Source organism: Tabrizicola sp. M-4 (genome assembly GCF_051132405.1).
GTDB lineage: Bacteria > Pseudomonadota > Alphaproteobacteria > Rhodobacterales > Rhodobacteraceae > Paragemmobacter.
Genome location: NZ_CP128606.1, coordinates 1774757 through 1790717 on the forward strand (window position 1 = coordinate 1774757; position 15961 = coordinate 1790717).

General features: G+C 66.8%; 12 protein-coding genes. 7 read left to right on the plus strand and 5 right to left on the minus strand.

What is annotated here, in order from left to right:
* Positions 1-2: 2 nt before the first annotated feature.
* Positions 3-758, minus strand: coding sequence for a DsbA family protein (locus TabM4_RS08555; RefSeq protein WP_434621173.1), 756 nt, complete (start codon positions 756-758; stop codon positions 3-5).
* Between the two features lie 90 nt (positions 759-848).
* Here TabM4_RS08555 and TabM4_RS08560 point away from each other — a divergent pair, with 90 nt between their 5' ends.
* The 5 genes from TabM4_RS08560 (at position 849) to TabM4_RS08580 (ending at position 8028) form a co-directional block, all read left to right on the plus strand.
* The gene (locus TabM4_RS08560; RefSeq protein ID WP_434621176.1) at positions 849-1997 is read left to right on the plus strand and encodes an aminotransferase class I/II-fold pyridoxal phosphate-dependent enzyme; all 1149 of its coding nucleotides are present in this window, start codon (positions 849-851) and stop codon (positions 1995-1997) included.
* Between the two features lie 68 nt (positions 1998-2065).
* Complete coding sequence (locus tag TabM4_RS08565) at positions 2066-3280, plus strand: N-acetylmuramoyl-L-alanine amidase (RefSeq protein WP_434621179.1); 1215 nt, start codon at positions 2066-2068, stop codon at positions 3278-3280.
* Positions 3281-3392: 112 nt separating this feature from the next.
* Positions 3393-5942: a penicillin-binding protein 1A gene (locus TabM4_RS08570; RefSeq protein WP_434621182.1), complete on the plus strand. Its 2550-nt coding sequence runs from the start codon at positions 3393-3395 to the stop codon at positions 5940-5942.
* A 100-nt stretch (positions 5943-6042) separates the two neighbouring features.
* On the plus strand, positions 6043-7170 hold the full coding sequence (gene prfB, locus TabM4_RS08575; protein ID WP_434621185.1) for a peptide chain release factor 2: 1128 nt from the start codon (positions 6043-6045) through the stop codon (positions 7168-7170).
* Between the two features lie 72 nt (positions 7171-7242).
* Positions 7243-8028, plus strand: coding sequence for a DUF2189 domain-containing protein (locus TabM4_RS08580; protein WP_434621188.1), 786 nt, complete (start codon positions 7243-7245; stop codon positions 8026-8028).
* A gap of 58 nt (positions 8029-8086) precedes the next feature.
* On the opposite strand, the gene TabM4_RS08585 is transcribed toward TabM4_RS08580, so the two are convergent.
* The 4 genes from TabM4_RS08585 to TabM4_RS08600 all read right to left on the minus strand — a co-directional run bounded on the left by TabM4_RS08585 (position 8087) and on the right by TabM4_RS08600 (position 11367).
* The gene (locus tag TabM4_RS08585) at positions 8087-8596 is read right to left on the minus strand and encodes a bactofilin family protein (protein WP_434621191.1); all 510 of its coding nucleotides are present in this window, start codon (positions 8594-8596) and stop codon (positions 8087-8089) included.
* On the minus strand, positions 8586-9923 hold the full coding sequence (locus TabM4_RS08590; protein WP_434621194.1) for a DUF5930 domain-containing protein: 1338 nt from the start codon (positions 9921-9923) through the stop codon (positions 8586-8588). The genes TabM4_RS08585 and TabM4_RS08590 overlap by 11 nt, the downstream gene beginning before the upstream one ends.
* 167 nt (positions 9924-10090) lie before the next feature.
* Positions 10091-10906, minus strand: a complete 816-nt coding sequence (locus TabM4_RS08595; protein WP_434621197.1) for a ferritin-like domain-containing protein — start codon at positions 10904-10906, stop codon at positions 10091-10093.
* Positions 10906-11367 (minus strand): peroxiredoxin, encoded by a 462-nt coding sequence (locus TabM4_RS08600; RefSeq protein ID WP_434621200.1) that lies wholly within the window; start codon positions 11365-11367, stop codon positions 10906-10908. The genes TabM4_RS08595 and TabM4_RS08600 overlap by 1 nt, the downstream gene beginning before the upstream one ends.
* Positions 11368-11459: 92 nt before the next feature.
* On the opposite strand from TabM4_RS08600, the gene TabM4_RS08605 reads away from it, so the two are divergent.
* Both TabM4_RS08605 and queA read left to right on the plus strand, forming a co-directional pair.
* Entirely contained in the window at positions 11460-14843 is a 3384-nt protein-coding gene (locus TabM4_RS08605; RefSeq protein ID WP_434621203.1) for an AsmA-like C-terminal region-containing protein, read from the plus strand.
* Positions 14840-15874 (plus strand): tRNA preQ1(34) S-adenosylmethionine ribosyltransferase-isomerase QueA, encoded by a 1035-nt coding sequence (gene queA, locus TabM4_RS08610; RefSeq protein ID WP_434621206.1) that lies wholly within the window; start codon positions 14840-14842, stop codon positions 15872-15874. Before TabM4_RS08605 ends, queA begins: the two co-directional genes overlap by 4 nt.
* The last annotated feature ends 87 nt before the right edge of the window (positions 15875-15961 follow it).

The following is a 15961-nucleotide window of genomic DNA, read 5'->3' on the forward strand; positions in this document are numbered from 1 at the left end:
GCTTACCCCTCCTTCGCCTTGCGCTGTTCGTCGACAATCTGCTGCATCGCCTCGAGCGGGACATAGCCGCGCACCATGGTGCCGCCCACGACGAAGGTGGGGGTGCCGCTCACCTCCATGATCTGGGCGAGGCGGTGATTGTCTTCGATGACCTTGGTCACCTCGGGCGCGTTCATCCGTTCCATAAGGGGGGCGGCGTCAAGGCCCAGATCGGCGGCAACGCGTTCCAACGCCTCGGGCGTGGCGTCGGCGCGCAGCGAGAGGAGCGCGTCATGGGCCTGCTTGTAGGCCGCGTTCCCGTGGAGTTGCAGGACCGCGATGGCGAAGCGGGACGACAGCACGGATTGTTCGCCAAGGATGGGGAATTCCTTGATGACGAAGCGGATGTTGCCATCGCCTTCTACCAGTTGATCCACCTCTTGCCATGCCTTGCGGCAATAGCCGCAGCGGTAGTCGAGGAATTCGACGACGGTGATGTCGCCTTCGGGATTGCCGCCCACCCAAGAGGCCGGGTCCTCGAAGATCGCCGCGGATTGTTCGGCGAGGATCTGCTTGTCGCGTTCGGCGGCGGCGGCCTGATCGCGCAGTTCCAGTTCGTTCATCACCTCGATCAGCACTTCGGGATTGTCGAGGAGATAGGCCCGCACCTCGGCGCGGAAGACCTCGCGTTCGGCATCGGTCATGTTGGTCAGGCCCTCGGCCATGACGGGAAGCGCGGTGGCGAGGGTGAGGGCGGTTCCGGCGAGAAGGCGGCGCATGGCGGCTCCGTTCAGGGCCCGTGTCGGGCATTGGCTTGACCTCCGTTGCCAGAGGCGACAGAGCATGGGCGACACCTTAAGGGGGCTGGGATGCGGAATTCAAGGCGCGGGCAGGTCGATCCCTTCATCGTGATGGATGTGGTGGAGGCGGCGCGGCGGTTGGAGGCGGCGGGGCGGTCGATCATCCATATGGAGGTGGGCCAACCGGGCACGCCCGCGCCCGCCTTGGCGCGGCAGGCGCTGGCGCGGGCGATGGAGGCGGATGCGCTGGGATATACCGTCGCGTTGGGGTTGCCGGACTTGCGGGCGGGGATCGCGGGACTGTATCGGCGCTGGTACGGGGTGGAGCTGAACCCGGATCGGGTGATCGTCACCAATGGGTCGTCGGGCGCCTTCCTTCTGGCCTTCACCGCGCTGTTCGATGCGGGGGACCGGGTGGGGCTGGGCGAGCCGGGCTATCCCAGCTATCGCCAGATCCTGCGGGCGCTGTCCCTGACCCCCGTCGGGCTGCCCACGTCGGAGGCGAACCGGCTGCAGCCCGTGCCCACCGATCTGGACGGGGTGGAGATGGAGGGGCTGATCGTGGCCTCGCCGGGGAACCCGTCGGGGACGATGCTGTCGCGCCCGCATCTGGCGGCGCTGATGGCGGCGGCGGAGGCGCGGGGGATCGCCTTCATCTCGGACGAGATCTATCACGGGCTGCATTACGGCGAGCGGGCGGTTTCGGCACTGGAGATTTCGGACGAGGTCTTTGTCGTCAATTCCTTCTCCAAGTATTTCTCGATGACGGGGTGGCGCGTGGGCTGGATGGTGGTGCCCGAGGCGCAGGTGCGCACGGTGGAGCGGCTGGCGCAGAACCTGTTCATCTGCCCGCCCCATGCCAGCCAGATCGCCGCTCTGGCCGCGCTGGAGGCGGTGGAGGAACTGGAGGCGAACCGTGCCGTGTATGCCCGGAACCGGCAGTTGATGCTGGAGGGGTTGCCGAAGGCGGGCTTCACCCGGATCGCGCCTCCGGACGGGGCCTTCTACATCTATGCCGATGTGTCGGATCTGACGGGCGACAGCCTGTCCTTCGCGGCGGAGATATTGGAACAGGCGGGGGTGGCGGTGACGCCGGGCCTTGATTTCGATCCGCATCGCGGAGGGCGAACCTTGCGGTTTTCCTATGCCCGCGCCACGGCGGATATCGAAGAGGGGCTGCGGCGATTGCAGGCCTACATGGCGGCGCGGCGCGGCTGACGGGCCTGTGCATGGACAAGCGCGGGCAAGTGCCGGATAGTGCGGGCAATTCCGACGGGGGGCAGGGCATGCGTGCGTTCTTGGTGGCCTTGATTGCGCTGGTGGTTTCAGCCCTTGCCGCCCCTGCGCCCGCCCCCGCCCAAGAGCTTTCTGCGCTGGCGCGGCTGGAGGCGGAACAATCGTCGATCCGCGACGAGGGCGAGGTGCTGGCCGTTCGGCTGGCGCTGAGCCAGCCGGTGCCATGGCGGGTGCGGCTGCTGGATGAGCCGCGGCGGGTGGTTCTGGATTTCCGCGAGGTGGATTGGTCCGGCGTCGCCGCGATGCCCGAAGACAGCGCGCGCGTGACGGAGTTGCGGGCGGGCGGGTTCCGGCCCGGCTGGTCGCGGCTGGTGCTGATGCTGGATGCGCCGATGGTGGTGAAGACCGCGGCAATGGAGACGGGGCAGGGCGCGGTGGTGGAGGTGCGGCTGATGCCCGCGACGCCCAAGGGATTTGCCGAACAGGCGGCGCTGCCCGAACCTGCGGAATGGGTTTTGCCCGAGGCGGCAGAGATGGCTGCACCCCTCATGCGTGGCGAGGGGCCGTTGAAGGTGGTGCTTGACCCCGGCCATGGCGGCATCGATCCGGGTGCCGAGCGGGATGGGCATACCGAGGCGGAACTGATGCTGCTTTTCGCGCGGGAGTTGAAGGAGCTTTTGCTCCGGGATGGCGGGTTCCAGATCGTGATGACGCGCGAGGAGGATGTCTTCGTGCCGCTGGAAACGCGCATTTCCTTCGCGCGGGCGGCGGGGGCGGATGTTTTCCTGTCGCTGCATGCCGATGCGCTGGCCGAGGGCGAGGCGGTGGGGGCCACGATCTATACGCTGGCCGAGGATGCCACGGACGAGGCCGCGCGGGCGCTGGCGGAACGGCACGAGCGGGACGATCTGCTGGCGGGTGTGGATCTTTCGGAACAGGATGATGTGGTGGCGACCGTCCTGATGGACATGGCGCGGACGGAGACGCGGCCAAGGGTGGACCGGCTGGCGCTGGCGCTGCGGCAATCCATCGATGCGGCGGGGTTGAAGATGCACCGCCACCCGATCCAGCAGGCGGGGTTCTCGGTGCTGAAATCGCCCGACATTCCATCGGTCCTGATCGAGTTGGGGTTCCTGTCCTCTGCCTCGGATCTGGAGCGGATATTGGATGCGGAATGGCGGGCGAAGATGGCCGAGGCGATCCGGGGCGCGTTGAAGGCTTGGGCGGCGGAGGATGCGGCGCTGTCGGCGCTGCGCAAGGAATGAGGCGGCGTGATGCCGCCCGCCCGCGCGGCCGCCTCACGCCATCGTTTTGACCTTTCACCCCCGGCGCGTGTATAAGCGCGGGATAGTCGCATCGGCATCGGGAAACGCGCGCGTGCTCAGGTTCATCGGATCCTTCTTCGGGGCCATCTTCACGGCGGTCACGCTGGGCATCCTGTTTGCCGCGCTGACGGTGGGCGGGATTTTCTACATGTATTCCCGTGACTTGCCCAGCCATGAGAGCCTTGCGCAATATGCCCCCCCGACGATTAGCCGGATCTATTCGGGCGAGGGGCGGATCATCGACGAATTCGCACAGGAACGCCGCCTGTTCGTGCCGATCGAGGATATCCCCGATGTGGTGAAGCATGCCTTCATCAGCGCCGAGGACAAGAATTTCTACACCCATCACGGCTATGACGTGACAGGCATGGCGGCGGCCTTCCGTGACGCGGTGATCAGCCGGGGGCAGGAGTTGCGCGGGGCCTCGACCATCACGCAGCAGGTGATGAAGAACTTCCTGCTTTCGGGCGATCGGACGGGGGAGCGCAAGATCAAGGAGATCATCCTTGCCTCGCGGCTGGAAGAGACGCTGTCGAAGGACAAGATCCTTGAGCTTTACCTGAACGAGATCTTCCTTGGGCAGAACAGCTATGGCGTGGCGGCGGCGGCGCAGACCTATTTCAACAAGCCGCTTTCCGCGCTGACCCCCGGCGAGGCGGCCTATCTGGCGACGCTGCCCAAGGCCCCGTCCGAGATGCACCCCGTGCGCAACAAGGAGCGCGCCCTTGAACGGCGGGCCTATGTGCTGAACCGGATGGCGGAGGATGGTTACATCACCCGCGACGAGGCGCGGGCCGAGGCGGAGAAGCCGCTTCTGACAGTGCAGAACGGCGATTACCCCGCCTTCCGCGAGGCGCTGCCGCCGCGCAGCTATTTCACCGACGAGATCCGCCGCCAGCTTTCCACCACCTTCGGCGAGGCGGAGTTCTTCGGCGGCGGGCTGTCGATCCGCGCGACGGTCGATCCGGAATTGCAGGATGTGGCGGCCAAGGCGCTGCGCGACGGGCTGGAGCGGTTCGACCGCGGCCTTGGCATCTGGCGCGGGACGGGCAAGGTTCTGACGGCGGAACAGCTTGGCGACTGGCGGCCTGCGCTGGCCGAGGTGGAAGTGCCGCGCGACATCGCAGGGTGGAAGCCTGCGGTGGTGCTGGAGGTGGGCGAGAATGACGCCCGGATCGGCATCGAGGGGGTGGAAGATGACGAGGATGGCCACTGGATCCCCGCCGAGGATGTGACATGGGCGCGCAAGCGCAATGCCGATGGATCGACCGGCCCCAAGGCCCGCAGCGCCGGGGATCTGGTGTCGGTGGGCGATGTGGTTCTGGTGCGGGCGGTGACGTCGGACGCGGATGGCAGTTTCCTGCGCTGGTCGCTGCGGCAGGTGCCCGAGGTGCAGGGCGGGTTCATGGCGATGGACGTCTTCACGGGGCGCGTGATCGCGATGCAGGGCGGGTTCTCGTATCAGGATTCGGTCTTCAACCGCGCCACGCAGGCGACGCGGCAGCCGGGGTCCAGCTTCAAGCCCTTCGTCTTTGCGGCGGCGCTGGACAACGGGTTCACCCCCGGCACGATCGTGGTGGACGCGCCCATCGAGGTGGAGACGGCCGAGGGGCTGTGGACGCCGAAGAACGCGTCGAACAAATTCTACGGCCCCACCCCGGTGCGGACGGGGATCGAACAGTCGCGGAACCTGATGACGGTGCGGATCGCGCAGGAGATCGGGATGGAGACGGTCGCGCTTTATGCCGAACGGTTCGGGGTCTACAACCCGATGCGGCCCTTCCTCGCCAATGCGCTGGGTGCGCAGGAAACGACGCTGTTCAAGATGGTGGCCGCCTATGCGATGTTCGCCAATGGCGGCGAGCGGGTGGAGCCAACGCTGGTGGACCGCGTGCAGGACCGGTTCGGGCGGACGATCTATCGCCACGACCAGCGCATCTGCGAGGATTGCGCCACGGCCAGTCTGCCCGCAGGGCAGGGCGTGACCATCCGGTCCGAGCGGGAGCGGGTGATGGATGCCATCACCGCCTATCAGCTGACGTCGATGATGGAGGGCGTGGTGGATCGCGGCACGGCGGCGCGGGCGGTGAACCTGCCGGTGCCGGTGGCGGGCAAGACGGGCACCACGAACGACGCCAAGGATGTGTGGTTCATCGGCTATACCTCGAACATCGTGGCGGGCTGCTATATGGGCTATGACCAGCCGCGCAGCCTTGGGTCGGGGGCTTCGGGGGGCGGTCTCTGCGCGCCGGTGTTCCAGGAGTTCATGCAGAAGGCGGTGGAGCGTTTCGGCGGGACGGAGTTCCGCGTGCCGGAAGGCGGGCGCTGGGTGAAGCTGGACCGTTTCAGCGGCGCGCTGCTGCCGGATGATGCCTCGGGCCCGAATGTGCAGGTGGAGTATTTCCGCAACGATGTAGACGGGATCATCGGTCTGGACATGATGGTCGATGGCGGCTTTGCCATGGGGTCGAACCTGCCGCTCTTTGCCTATGGCGAGGTGGATGGCGGGGGCGAGACGACGGTGACCACCGCCACCGGGGAAACCGCCGTCCTGCCGGAGAAGGCCGATTTCGGCACGCTTTCCGCCGGGGGGCTTTACTAGCCCGACCGGGCGCGCGGGGGCGGGCCTTGCCCGCCGCGCCCGGTCACGCTACACCCCGCGCAACACCTGATTTCCGTGCCACAGACAGGACGAAACGCCCATGCGCTCTGAGACGCAGAACAATGTCGATGCGATTTCCAAGTCGCTGAAACTGCTTGCGCAGCGGATGGATTGGGAGACGGCGCCCCACCGCCTTGAGGAATTCGATGCTATGATCGAGGCGCCGGATCTGTGGAACGATCCGGCAAAGGCGCAGAAACTGATGCGCGAGCGGCAGGCGTTGCTGGATTCCGTGTCGACCTACCGGATGATCGAAAGCGGGCTGCGCGACAATGTGGAACTTATCGAACTGGGCGAGGCCGAGGGCGATCAGGAGATCGTCGCCGAGGCAGAGGCCGCCCTGCGCGGTCTGGTCGAGGTGGCCGCCGCGAAGGAGCTTGAGGCGCTGCTGGACGGCGAGGCGGATGGCAACGACACCTTCCTTGAAATCAACGCCGGTGCCGGGGGCACGGAAAGCTGTGACTGGGCGTCGATGCTGGCGCGGATGTATGTCCGCTGGGCCGAGAAGAAGGGTTACAAGGTCGAGTTGCAGTCGGAAACCGCGGGCGAAGAGGCGGGCATCCGGTCGGCGGCCTACAAGATTACGGGGCAGAACGCCTATGGCTGGCTGAAATCGGAATCGGGCGTGCATCGGTTGGTGCGGATTTCGCCCTATGACTCGGCGGCGCGGCGGCACACGTCCTTCTGTTCCGTCTGGGTCTATCCGGTGGTGGATGACAATATCGAGATCGTGGTGCCGGACAGCGAGATCCGCATCGACACCTATCGCTCTTCCGGCGCAGGCGGGCAGCACGTGAACACCACCGACTCGGCGGTGCGGATCACCCACCTGCCGACGGGGATCGTCGTGACCTCGTCGATGAAGTCACAGCACCAGAACCGCGAGATCGCGATGAACGCGCTGAAGTCGCGGCTTTACCAGATGGAACTGGACAAGCGGAACGCCGAGATCAACGCCCAGCACGCCGCCAAGGGCGAGGCGGGATGGGGGAACCAGATCCGGTCCTATGTGTTGCAGCCCTATCAGATGGTGAAGGATCTGCGGACGGGGGTGGAAACCTCCGACACGCAGGGCGTGCTGGATGGCGATCTGGATCGCTTCATGGCGGCAACTCTGGCCATGGACGTGGCGGGCAAGTCGCGGGCCGAGGCCACCGCCGAGGATTAAGGCGGCATCGCAAATACATCTTTCAAGGCGCTTGCCCCGCGTTTTACCCTTGCGGAAAAACGGGAGGGAAGGATGACCGATCAGACAGGCGCGCCACCTGCGGCGCTGCCGGAGGTGCTTTCGCTGGATGCGGGCGATCTGCGCCATGCGCTGCGCGAGGGGTGGCGGGATTTCGTGGCGCATCCGGCCTATGGGGCCTTCTTTGCCAGCGTCTATGTGGCGGGGGGGTGGCTGTTGACCTTTGCTTTCACGGCCAAGGGGCAGATGTGGTGGACGCTCCCCGCCGCGGCCGGGTTTCCGATCCTTGGCCCCTTCATCGCCTGCGGCCTGTACGAGATCAGCCGGAGGCGCGAGGCGGGGCAGGGGATGGTGCTGTCGGAAATCCTTGGCGCGGTGCTGCGGCAGAAGGATCGGCAGATCCCGTCGATGGCGGCGGTGATCGTGGTCTTTTTCCTGTTCTGGAATTTCCTGTCGCACATGATCTTTGCGCTGTTCCTTGGGAAGGCCACGATGACCAACGTCTCGTCATCGCTGGCGGTGTTCCTGACACCCGAGGGGATGATGATGCTGGCCTTCGGCACGGCGGTGGGCGCGGTCTTCGCGACGTTGCTCTATGCGCTGACGGTGGTAAGCCTGCCGATGCTGCTGGATGACCGGGAGGTGGATTTCGTCACCGCGATGCTGACCTCACTGGCGCTGGTGCGCGAGAACCCGGTCATCATGTTGGGCTGGGGGGCCTTCATTGCGGTGCTGCTCTTCGTGGGCATGCTGCCCGGCTTTCTGGGGCTGTTCGTCGTGCTGCCCGTGCTGGGCCATGCGTCATGGCATCTGTACCGCCGCGCCATCGCCTGGGGCTGAATATGAAAGGGGCGCCCGGTGGGCGCCCCTGCGACATGTCCCGCGAAGGGGAACAGGATCAGGGTTCTTCCGGCTTGGGCGTCGGCGCGGCGGGTGCGGCGCTGGCCATGGAGGGACGGCCCTGCGCAAGCGGGTCGTCCTGACGCTGGACCGAGCCTTCGAAATGCGCGCCGCTTTCGATGGCGATGGTCTTGTGGATGATGTCGCCCTCGACCCGGGCGGTGGAGGTGAGGCGCACCTTCAGGCCGCGCACGCGGCCGATGACGCGGCCATTCACCACGATGTCGTCGGCGACGATCTCCCCCCGGATCGTGGCGCTTTCGCCCACGGTCAGGAGATGGGCGCGGATATCGCCCTCGACAGTGCCTTCCACCTGAATGTCGCCGGTGGTGCGCAGGTTGCCGACCACCGTGAGGTCGGAGGAAAGAACCGAAGCCGCCGCCTTGCCCTTGGGGGCCGCGGGCGCATAATCCGTGCTGGGTTTGGTCACGCTGGTCTCCGGTGCCTTGGGCTTATCCGCATCGGCCTGCTTCGGGCCCGGCTCGTTGATTCGGCTCTTAGAAAACATTTCTCGCTGCCTTTATGAAGGTCATCGGGTTGATTGCCTCGCCCCCGATACGGATCTCGTAATGAAGATGCGTTCCCGTGGAGCGTCCAGAATTGCCCATATCACCGATCCGGTCCCCGCGCGATACCCGATCGCCCACGTTGACGCGGATTTGCGACATGTGGGCGTAGCGCGTCTCGATCCCGAAGTCGTGGCGGATCTTCACGAGACGGCCATAGCCGCTTTCCCATCCGGCATAGGTCACGACGCCGTCGGCGGTGGCAAGGATGGGCGCACCGTAGGCACCGGCCAGATCCTGCCCCTCATGCCGGCGGAAACCGCGACCGAAGGGGTCGTTCCGGCCACCGAAGCCGCTGGTATAGCGGACGGGCGTGTTCACGGGCATCGCGAAGGGGGCCTTGAAGGCCGCGATGCGATACATGTTCATCCGGTCGAGGCCCTGAAGCACCTCATTGGCGCGCGTCAGGTCGGGCGAGGATATGGCACCCGAGGTGGAGAGCGTGGTCGTCAGTGGCCCACCCATGCCGGAATAGCCCTTGCGCACGGTTTCGATCAGGTCGTCGGGCGACAGCCCCGCATCGCGGAACATCTTGTCCAGCGGTTCCATCGAAACGGTCACGGCCTCTTCGAGGCGGGCGAAAATCTCGTCGTTCTGGCGTTGCAGCGCGCGCTTTTCGGCAAGGATTTCGTCGGCGCGTTCGGCGGCCTTGGCGGCGGCGCCTTCCATCAGGTCGCGTTCCTGCGCAGCCGATCCCAGCGCGTCGGTCAGGATGGCCAGCGTGGCCACGGTATCGCGCGCGCGGCCCTCGTCGCTCCGGGTGGAGCCGGTGGTTTCGGCCAGTGCCAGCGTCGCCTCTTCGGCCTTGCCGCGCGCCTCGTCGCGTTCCTGGATGGTGCGGCGCAGGGTCGACTGGATGACTTCGATGCCCGTTTCCAGTTCCCGCCGGCGGTCTTCGGAGGCGAGGAGGCGTTCCTGCATCGCGGCAACCTGTTCGAGGGCGAGGTTGAAACGTTCCTGCGCCCGGGCCGCTTCTTCTGCGCGCAGATCGCGGTCGGCAGAGAGCAGGTTGAGCCGTTCGACATACATCGCCTGCTGGCGCTGCGCCTGTTCGCGCGACGAACCGGCGCCGATGCTGTCCATCATCAGGATCGCGGTGGCGACGATCGTCCATGCCACGAACATCGAGGCGCCGCAGATCGCGACAAGCTGGGTTACCGGGCGAAGGCGGATGAATCGGGTATCGGTATCGGAACGGAGGAATAGGCGCTGTTCGGGGAGATAACGCTCGAGCGTGGCGTTGATCCGGTAGGCGGCATGCGTCAGCACTTGGTGGGGTTCCGTACGTTGCTGAAAAGGACGGGCGAAAAGCTCCCAAGCGGAGGCGCCTTCTGATTAGCCAGCGCGTTCCCACCTCGCAACCGATTTGACCGGATGGGTGGAAAATGGGCGCGGAATCCGCCGAATGTCGGCAAAATCCCGCCGATGGGCCCGTTTCAGGCCCCGGCCCCTTCGGTCAGCGGCCAGTAGAAATCGGGCGGGAGACCCGCCTCGGCGCGCTTTTCCTCGTTGAACGGGGGCTTCAGCGTGCTGTGGAAATACCTGCGCACCAGATCGTGGAAGACCTCCTTGGGGTCCAGCCCCTCGCGCCCGCACAGCCAGTTGAACCATTTCGACCCATAGGCGACATGTCCCACCTCTTCGGCATAGATGGTTTCCAGCGCGGCGATGGGGCCCGTCTCGCCCGCCTTGCGGAAGATGTCGATCATGCCCGGCGTCACATCCAGCCCCCGCGCCTCCAGCACCATGGGCACCACGGCAAGGCGTCCGAGCAGGTCATCCGCCGTATCCTCGGCGGCGCGCCACATCCCGGCATGGGCGGGCAGGGCGCCGTAGTGGCTCCCCATCGCCTCCAGACAGTCGCAGATCAGGTTGAAATGCTTGGCCTCCTCATCGGCGGCCTTCACCCAGTCGTCATAGAATCCCAAGGGCATCGGATGGGCGGTGAAACGGGCGATGATGTCCCAATGCAGATCGACGGCGTTGAGTTCGATATGCCCCACCGCATGCAGCAGCGCGATGCGCCCGGCGGGCGTGCCGGGCCTGCGGCGCGGCACGTCGCGGGGGTCAAGCAGATCGGGCTTGGCCGGACGGGCGGGGCGCAGGGGCGGTTCCGCCTGCCCGATGGGCAGGGGCGCGCCCGCAGCACGCGCGGCAAACCACGCCGCCGCATGACGACGACCCAGCGCCGTCTTGGCGCGCCCGTCGGCGGTGGTCAGAACCTCCACCGCCATATCGGCCAGCGTTTGCATCAGAGCGCCTTGGCGGCGGCCAGAACCTCGTCGGCATGACCCTTGACCGAGACCTTGTTCCAGACCTGCGCCACCTTGCCCGTGCCATCGATCAGGACGGTGGTGCGTTCGACGCCCATATAGGTCTTGCCGTACATGCTCTTTTCCACCCAGACGCCGTAGTCTTCGCAGGTGTGGCCGTTCTCGTCGCTGGCGAGGATGACGCCAAGACCATGCTTCTTGCAGAACTTGTCATGCGCTTTCACGCTGTCTTTGCTGACGCCGATCACGGTTGTTCCGGCGGCGGTGAATTCGGCCAGACGGGCGGTGAAATCCTGCGCTTCCAGCGTGCAGCCGGGGGTATCGTCCTTGGGGTAGAAGTAAAGGACGACCTTGCCGGGACGGAAGGCGGAGAGGGTGACATCCGTCCCGCCATCGCGCGGCAGGGTGAAATCGGGGGCGGTCGCGCCTGCGGTGATCATGTGCGGCTCCTTGCCTTGTGAGGATCAATCCTTTGCGTTCTAGTTGCCTTCGGGGGAAGATAAAGGCAATCCCGCCGCAGGATGTCGCGGTGGTGGCAGCGCGGCACGCGACGGAGGGATTGCGCGAGGTGGCCGATATCGGGCAGGAAAGCAGCGGGCCGCAGGGGCCTGCCGCGGGCGCGGCACCGCCGCGGCGGCGGGCGCTGCGCAATGGCCTGTTCGGCCTCCTTGCCCTGATCCTTGTGCTGTTCGGCGGTGGATTTGCGCTTCTCGGTCTGACGGGGGCGCATCTGCGGCTTCCGGTCTGGGCCGTGGCCGAGGCAGAGGCACGGCTGAACCGCGCGCTGGGGCCCGCCTTTCCCGAAAGTGCGCTGGCCATCGGTTCGGTGGAACTGGAGGTGGACGAGGAGTGGGTCCTCCGCCTGCGGCTGGATGACCTGCGGCTGCTGAACCGGGAGGGCACGCCGACCCTGATCCTGCCCGAGGCGCGGATCGCCTTTTCCGCCGATGCCCTGCGCAGCGGGCAGCTTCGGGCGCGCAGCCTGCGCCTGTCCGGCGCGCGGATCGACCTGACGCGGGATCGCGACGGGCGGCTGGATCTGGTGTTCGGCGGGCAGGGCGCGTTGCAGGTGGACAGCCTTGCCGCGCTTTTCGCGGCCATCGACAGGGCCTTTGCGGCCCCGGCGCTTGCCGATCTGCAGCGGGTGGAGGCGGATGCGCTGACGCTGACCCTGACGGATCAGCGCAGCGGGCGGGTCTGGGAACTGGGTGACGGGCGGCTGCGGCTGGAGAACCTGCCGGATGAATTGCGCGCCGAAGCGGGGCTGACCCTGATGGGGCAGGGCGGCGCACCGGCACAGGCGCAAGTGACCGCCATCACCCGCAAGGGCGAGGATAGCGCGCGCATCAGCGCCACGGTGGACCGCATCGCCGCCGCCGACCTTGCCGCGATGGTCCCGCCGCTCGGCCCCCTTGGCGCGGCGGATGCGCCGATCTCAGGGCAGGTGTCGGCGACTCTGGCCGCCGAGGGGATCACGGGGATGGAGGCCGCGCTTTCCTTCGGGGCCGGAGCGCTGCGCCCGACCGAGGCGGCGGTGCCAATTTCCTTCGACCGGGCCGAGATGACGCTGGGCTATGATCCCGAAAAGGGCCGCGTGAACCTGACCGACGTGACCGTCGAAAGCGCCACGCTCCGGCTGAAGGCATCGGGGCATTCGTACCTGACCGATGCCGGCGGCGCGATCCTGACTGGCCCTCTTGGCGCAAGGCTGCCCGAGGCCTTCCTCAGCCAGATCCACATTTCCGAGATGCAGGTCGATCCGGCGGGGCTGTTCGTGCAGCCCGTGCGCTTCAGTGAGGGCGCGCTGGACCTGCGGCTGACAGTCGATCCCTTCCGCATCGACATAGGGCAGGTGGCGCTGGTGGAAGCGGGGCGTCGCCTTTCGGCCAAGGGGCAGATCAGCGCGGGCGAAGGCGGATGGACTGCCGCCGTCGATCTGGCGTTGGACAGTATCGACCACACGGAACTGCTGGCGCTGTGGCCCGTAAACCTTGTGGCGCGCACGCGGGAATGGCTGGAGGCGAACGTTCTGGAAGGCACGCTGAAGGACGTGCAGGCCGCGCTGCGCATCGCGCCGGGGAAGGAGCCGGTGCTGTCGCTGGGTTATGATTTCTTCGGGGCGGACGTCCGTTTCCTACGCACGCTGCCGCCGATCCGCGCGGCCGACGGTTATGCCACGATCGAAGGGATGACCTATACGATGGTGGTCAGCAAGGGATCGGTCACGCCCCCCAAGGGCGGGGTGATCGACATGGCGGGGTCGGTCTTTTCGGTGCTGGACATCACCAAGCGCCCGTCGCAGGCCGAGGTGCAGTTGCGCACCTCTTCCAGCCTGACGGCGGCGCTGTCGCTGCTGGACGAACCGCCCTTCGGTTTTCTGGCCAAGGCGGGGCGCGAGGTCGAACTGGGCGACGGGCAGGCGCGGCTGGAGGCGACGCTGCGCTTTCCGCTGCTGCCGCGCCTGACGGCCGAGGATGTGGTCTTTTCGGTTTCGGGCAGGGTGACGGATTTCCGCAGCGAAAGGCTGGTTCTGGGCAAGGTGGTGGCGGCGCCCGACCTGTCGCTTTCGGCCGATCCGCGCGGGCTGCGGGTGGCCGGGCCGGGGACCATCGGGCAAGTGCCTTTCGACGTGTCCTTCCTGCAGCCCTTCGGCAAGGAGGCCCCGCCCGCCAGCATCGAGGGCACGGTGGAACTGTCGCGCCGCACGATCGAGGAATTCGGCCTTGGCCTGCCCGAGGCCTTGGCGCAGGGCAGCGGGACCGGCACGGTCACCATCGACCTGCCCAAGGGCGAACCCGCGCGGCTGCGTCTGGTGTCGGACCTGAACCGCATCGCGCTGGCCATTCCCGGCACGGGATGGACCAAGCCCGCGGCGGGGACAGGGCGGCTGGAGGTGGCGGCGACGCTGGGAAGGCCCGCGCGCATCGACCGCCTGACCCTGACCGCGCCGGGGCTTTCGGCCGAGGGCAACGTCACCCTGCGCCCGGATGGGCAGTTGGAGCGGGCCAGTTTCGACAATGTGGAACTGGGCGACTGGATGACAGGCAGCGTGCAGGTGCTGGGCCGGGGCGAGGGGCGGTCCGTCGCGGTGACGGTGACGGGCGGCACGGCGGACCTGCGGCGCAAGCCCGCCGATACTGGCGACGGCGCGGATGGCGAGGGGGCCGACATCCCCCTGACCATCGCGCTGGACAGGTTGCGCGTGACCGAATCGATTTCCCTGACGCGCTTCCGGGGCGAGTTCACCTCGCGCGGAGGGTTCAACGGCAGTTTCTCGGCGCTGGTCAATGACAGTGCCGCGATCACCGGCACGGTGGTGCCGCAGCGCCACGGCGCGGCCTTCCGTATCCGGTCGGACAATGCGGGGGGCGTTCTGGCCTCGGCCGGGGTCTTTGCCTCGGCGCGGGGGGGGGAGCTTGATCTGCAACTGGTGCCGCGACCAGAGCGGGGCAGCTATGACGGGCGTGCCGATATCCGCAACTTCCGCGTCGTCGATGCGCCGGTTCTGGCGGAACTGCTGAATGCCGTCTCGGTCGTGGGCATATTGGAGCAGTTGAACGGCGAGGGGCTGTTCTTCGGGCAGGCGCAGGGGGATTTCATCCTGACGCCCGATGTGGTGGAGATTTCGCGTGGCTCGGCCGTGGGCAATTCCATCGGCGTGTCGATGGCCGGGGTCTATGGCACGGAAAGTGGCGCGCTGGCCTTGCAAGGGGTGGTGTCGCCCATCTACATCCTGAACAGCATCGGGTCGGTCCTGACACGGCGCGGTGAAGGGCTGTTCGGGTTCAACTACAAGGTCCGGGGCAGCAAGGACCGCGCGCTGGTTTCGGTCAATCCGCTGTCGATATTTACGCCCGGCATGTTCCGCGACCTGTTCCGGGGGGAACCGCCCAGACTTGGAAACCCAGACGGATGAAGCTTTCCGATTTCGACTTTGACCTGCCGGAAGCCCTGATCGCCACCCGGCCCGCCCGCCCGCGCACCCATGCCCGCCTGCTTCTGGCCGAAGGGGATGGTATCGAGGACCGGCATGTCTATGACCTGACCTCCATCTTCCGCCCCGGCGACCGGCTCATCCTGAACAATACCAAGGTGATCCCCGCCCGCCTGACCGGGCACCGCAGACGGGGCGAGGCCGTGGCCAAGGTCGAAGTGACGCTGCTGGAACCTGCGGCGGAAGGCTGGCGCGCCTTGGCCAAGCCGCTCCGCAAGGTGAATGCCGGGGAGGTCATCGTCTTCTCCGACCGCCTGTCCGCGACCGTGGCCGAGAGGGGCGAGACGGAGTTGCGGCTGACCTTCAATCTGCTGGGCGACGATTTCGACGCGGCTCTGGCCGAGGCGGGGGCGATGCCGCTGCCGCCCTATATCGCCGCGAAACGGGCGCCGGATGCGCAGGATGCCACCGATTACCAGACGGTCTTCGCACGCCATGCCGGAGCGGTGGCCGCGCCCACCGCTTCGCTGCATTTCGACGAGGCTCTCTTGCGTGCCTTGGCGGCAAAGGGGGTGGAGTTCACCGAAGTCACCCTGCATGTCGGCGCGGGCACCTTCCTGCCGGTGAAGGTGGAGGACGTCACCACCCACAGGATGCATGCCGAATGGGGCCAGATCACCCCCGGCGCGGCGGCAGAGATCAACGCGACGAAACGGGCAGGGGGCCGCATCATCCCGGTGGGCACCACCGCGCTGCGCCTGATCGAATCCGCCGCCGACGAACAGGGCGTGATGCAGCCTTGGACGGGTCCGACCGACATCTTCATCTATCCCGGCTATCGCTTCCGCGTCACCGATGCGCTGATGACGAATTTCCACCTGCCAAAGTCGACGCTGATGATGCTCGTCTCGGCGCTGATGGGGCCAGAGCGCATCCGGCGGATCTATGCCCATGCGGTGGCGAAGGGCTATCGTTTCTTCAGCTACGGCGATTCCTCGCTTCTCATTCCCTGACGGGCGCGCTACGGCCTGCGTCGTATTCCGGCCCCGCACATCCCTGCGGGGTGCTATGCTGTTTTCATTCCATCGCTTCGGTGCCCC

Excerpts from the sequence above, each read along its gene's own strand:
- TabM4_RS08555 (WP_434621173.1), bottom strand. The coding sequence starts at position 758 with ATGCGCCGCCTTCTCGCCGGAACCGCCCTCACCCTCGCCACCGCGCTT.
- TabM4_RS08560 (WP_434621176.1), top strand. The coding sequence starts at position 849 with ATGCGGAATTCAAGGCGCGGGCAGGTCGATCCCTTCATCGTGATGGAT.
- TabM4_RS08565 (WP_434621179.1), top strand. The coding sequence starts at position 2,066 with ATGCGTGCGTTCTTGGTGGCCTTGATTGCGCTGGTGGTTTCAGCCCTT.
- prfB (WP_434621185.1), top strand. The coding sequence starts at position 6,043 with ATGCGCTCTGAGACGCAGAACAATGTCGATGCGATTTCCAAGTCGCTG.
- TabM4_RS08580 (WP_434621188.1), top strand. The coding sequence starts at position 7,243 with ATGACCGATCAGACAGGCGCGCCACCTGCGGCGCTGCCGGAGGTGCTT.
- TabM4_RS08585 (WP_434621191.1), bottom strand. The coding sequence starts at position 8,596 with ATGTTTTCTAAGAGCCGAATCAACGAGCCGGGCCCGAAGCAGGCCGAT.
- TabM4_RS08595 (WP_434621197.1), bottom strand. The coding sequence starts at position 10,906 with ATGCAAACGCTGGCCGATATGGCGGTGGAGGTTCTGACCACCGCCGAC.
- TabM4_RS08600 (WP_434621200.1), bottom strand. The coding sequence starts at position 11,367 with ATGATCACCGCAGGCGCGACCGCCCCCGATTTCACCCTGCCGCGCGAT.
- queA (WP_434621206.1), top strand. The coding sequence starts at position 14,840 with ATGAAGCTTTCCGATTTCGACTTTGACCTGCCGGAAGCCCTGATCGCC.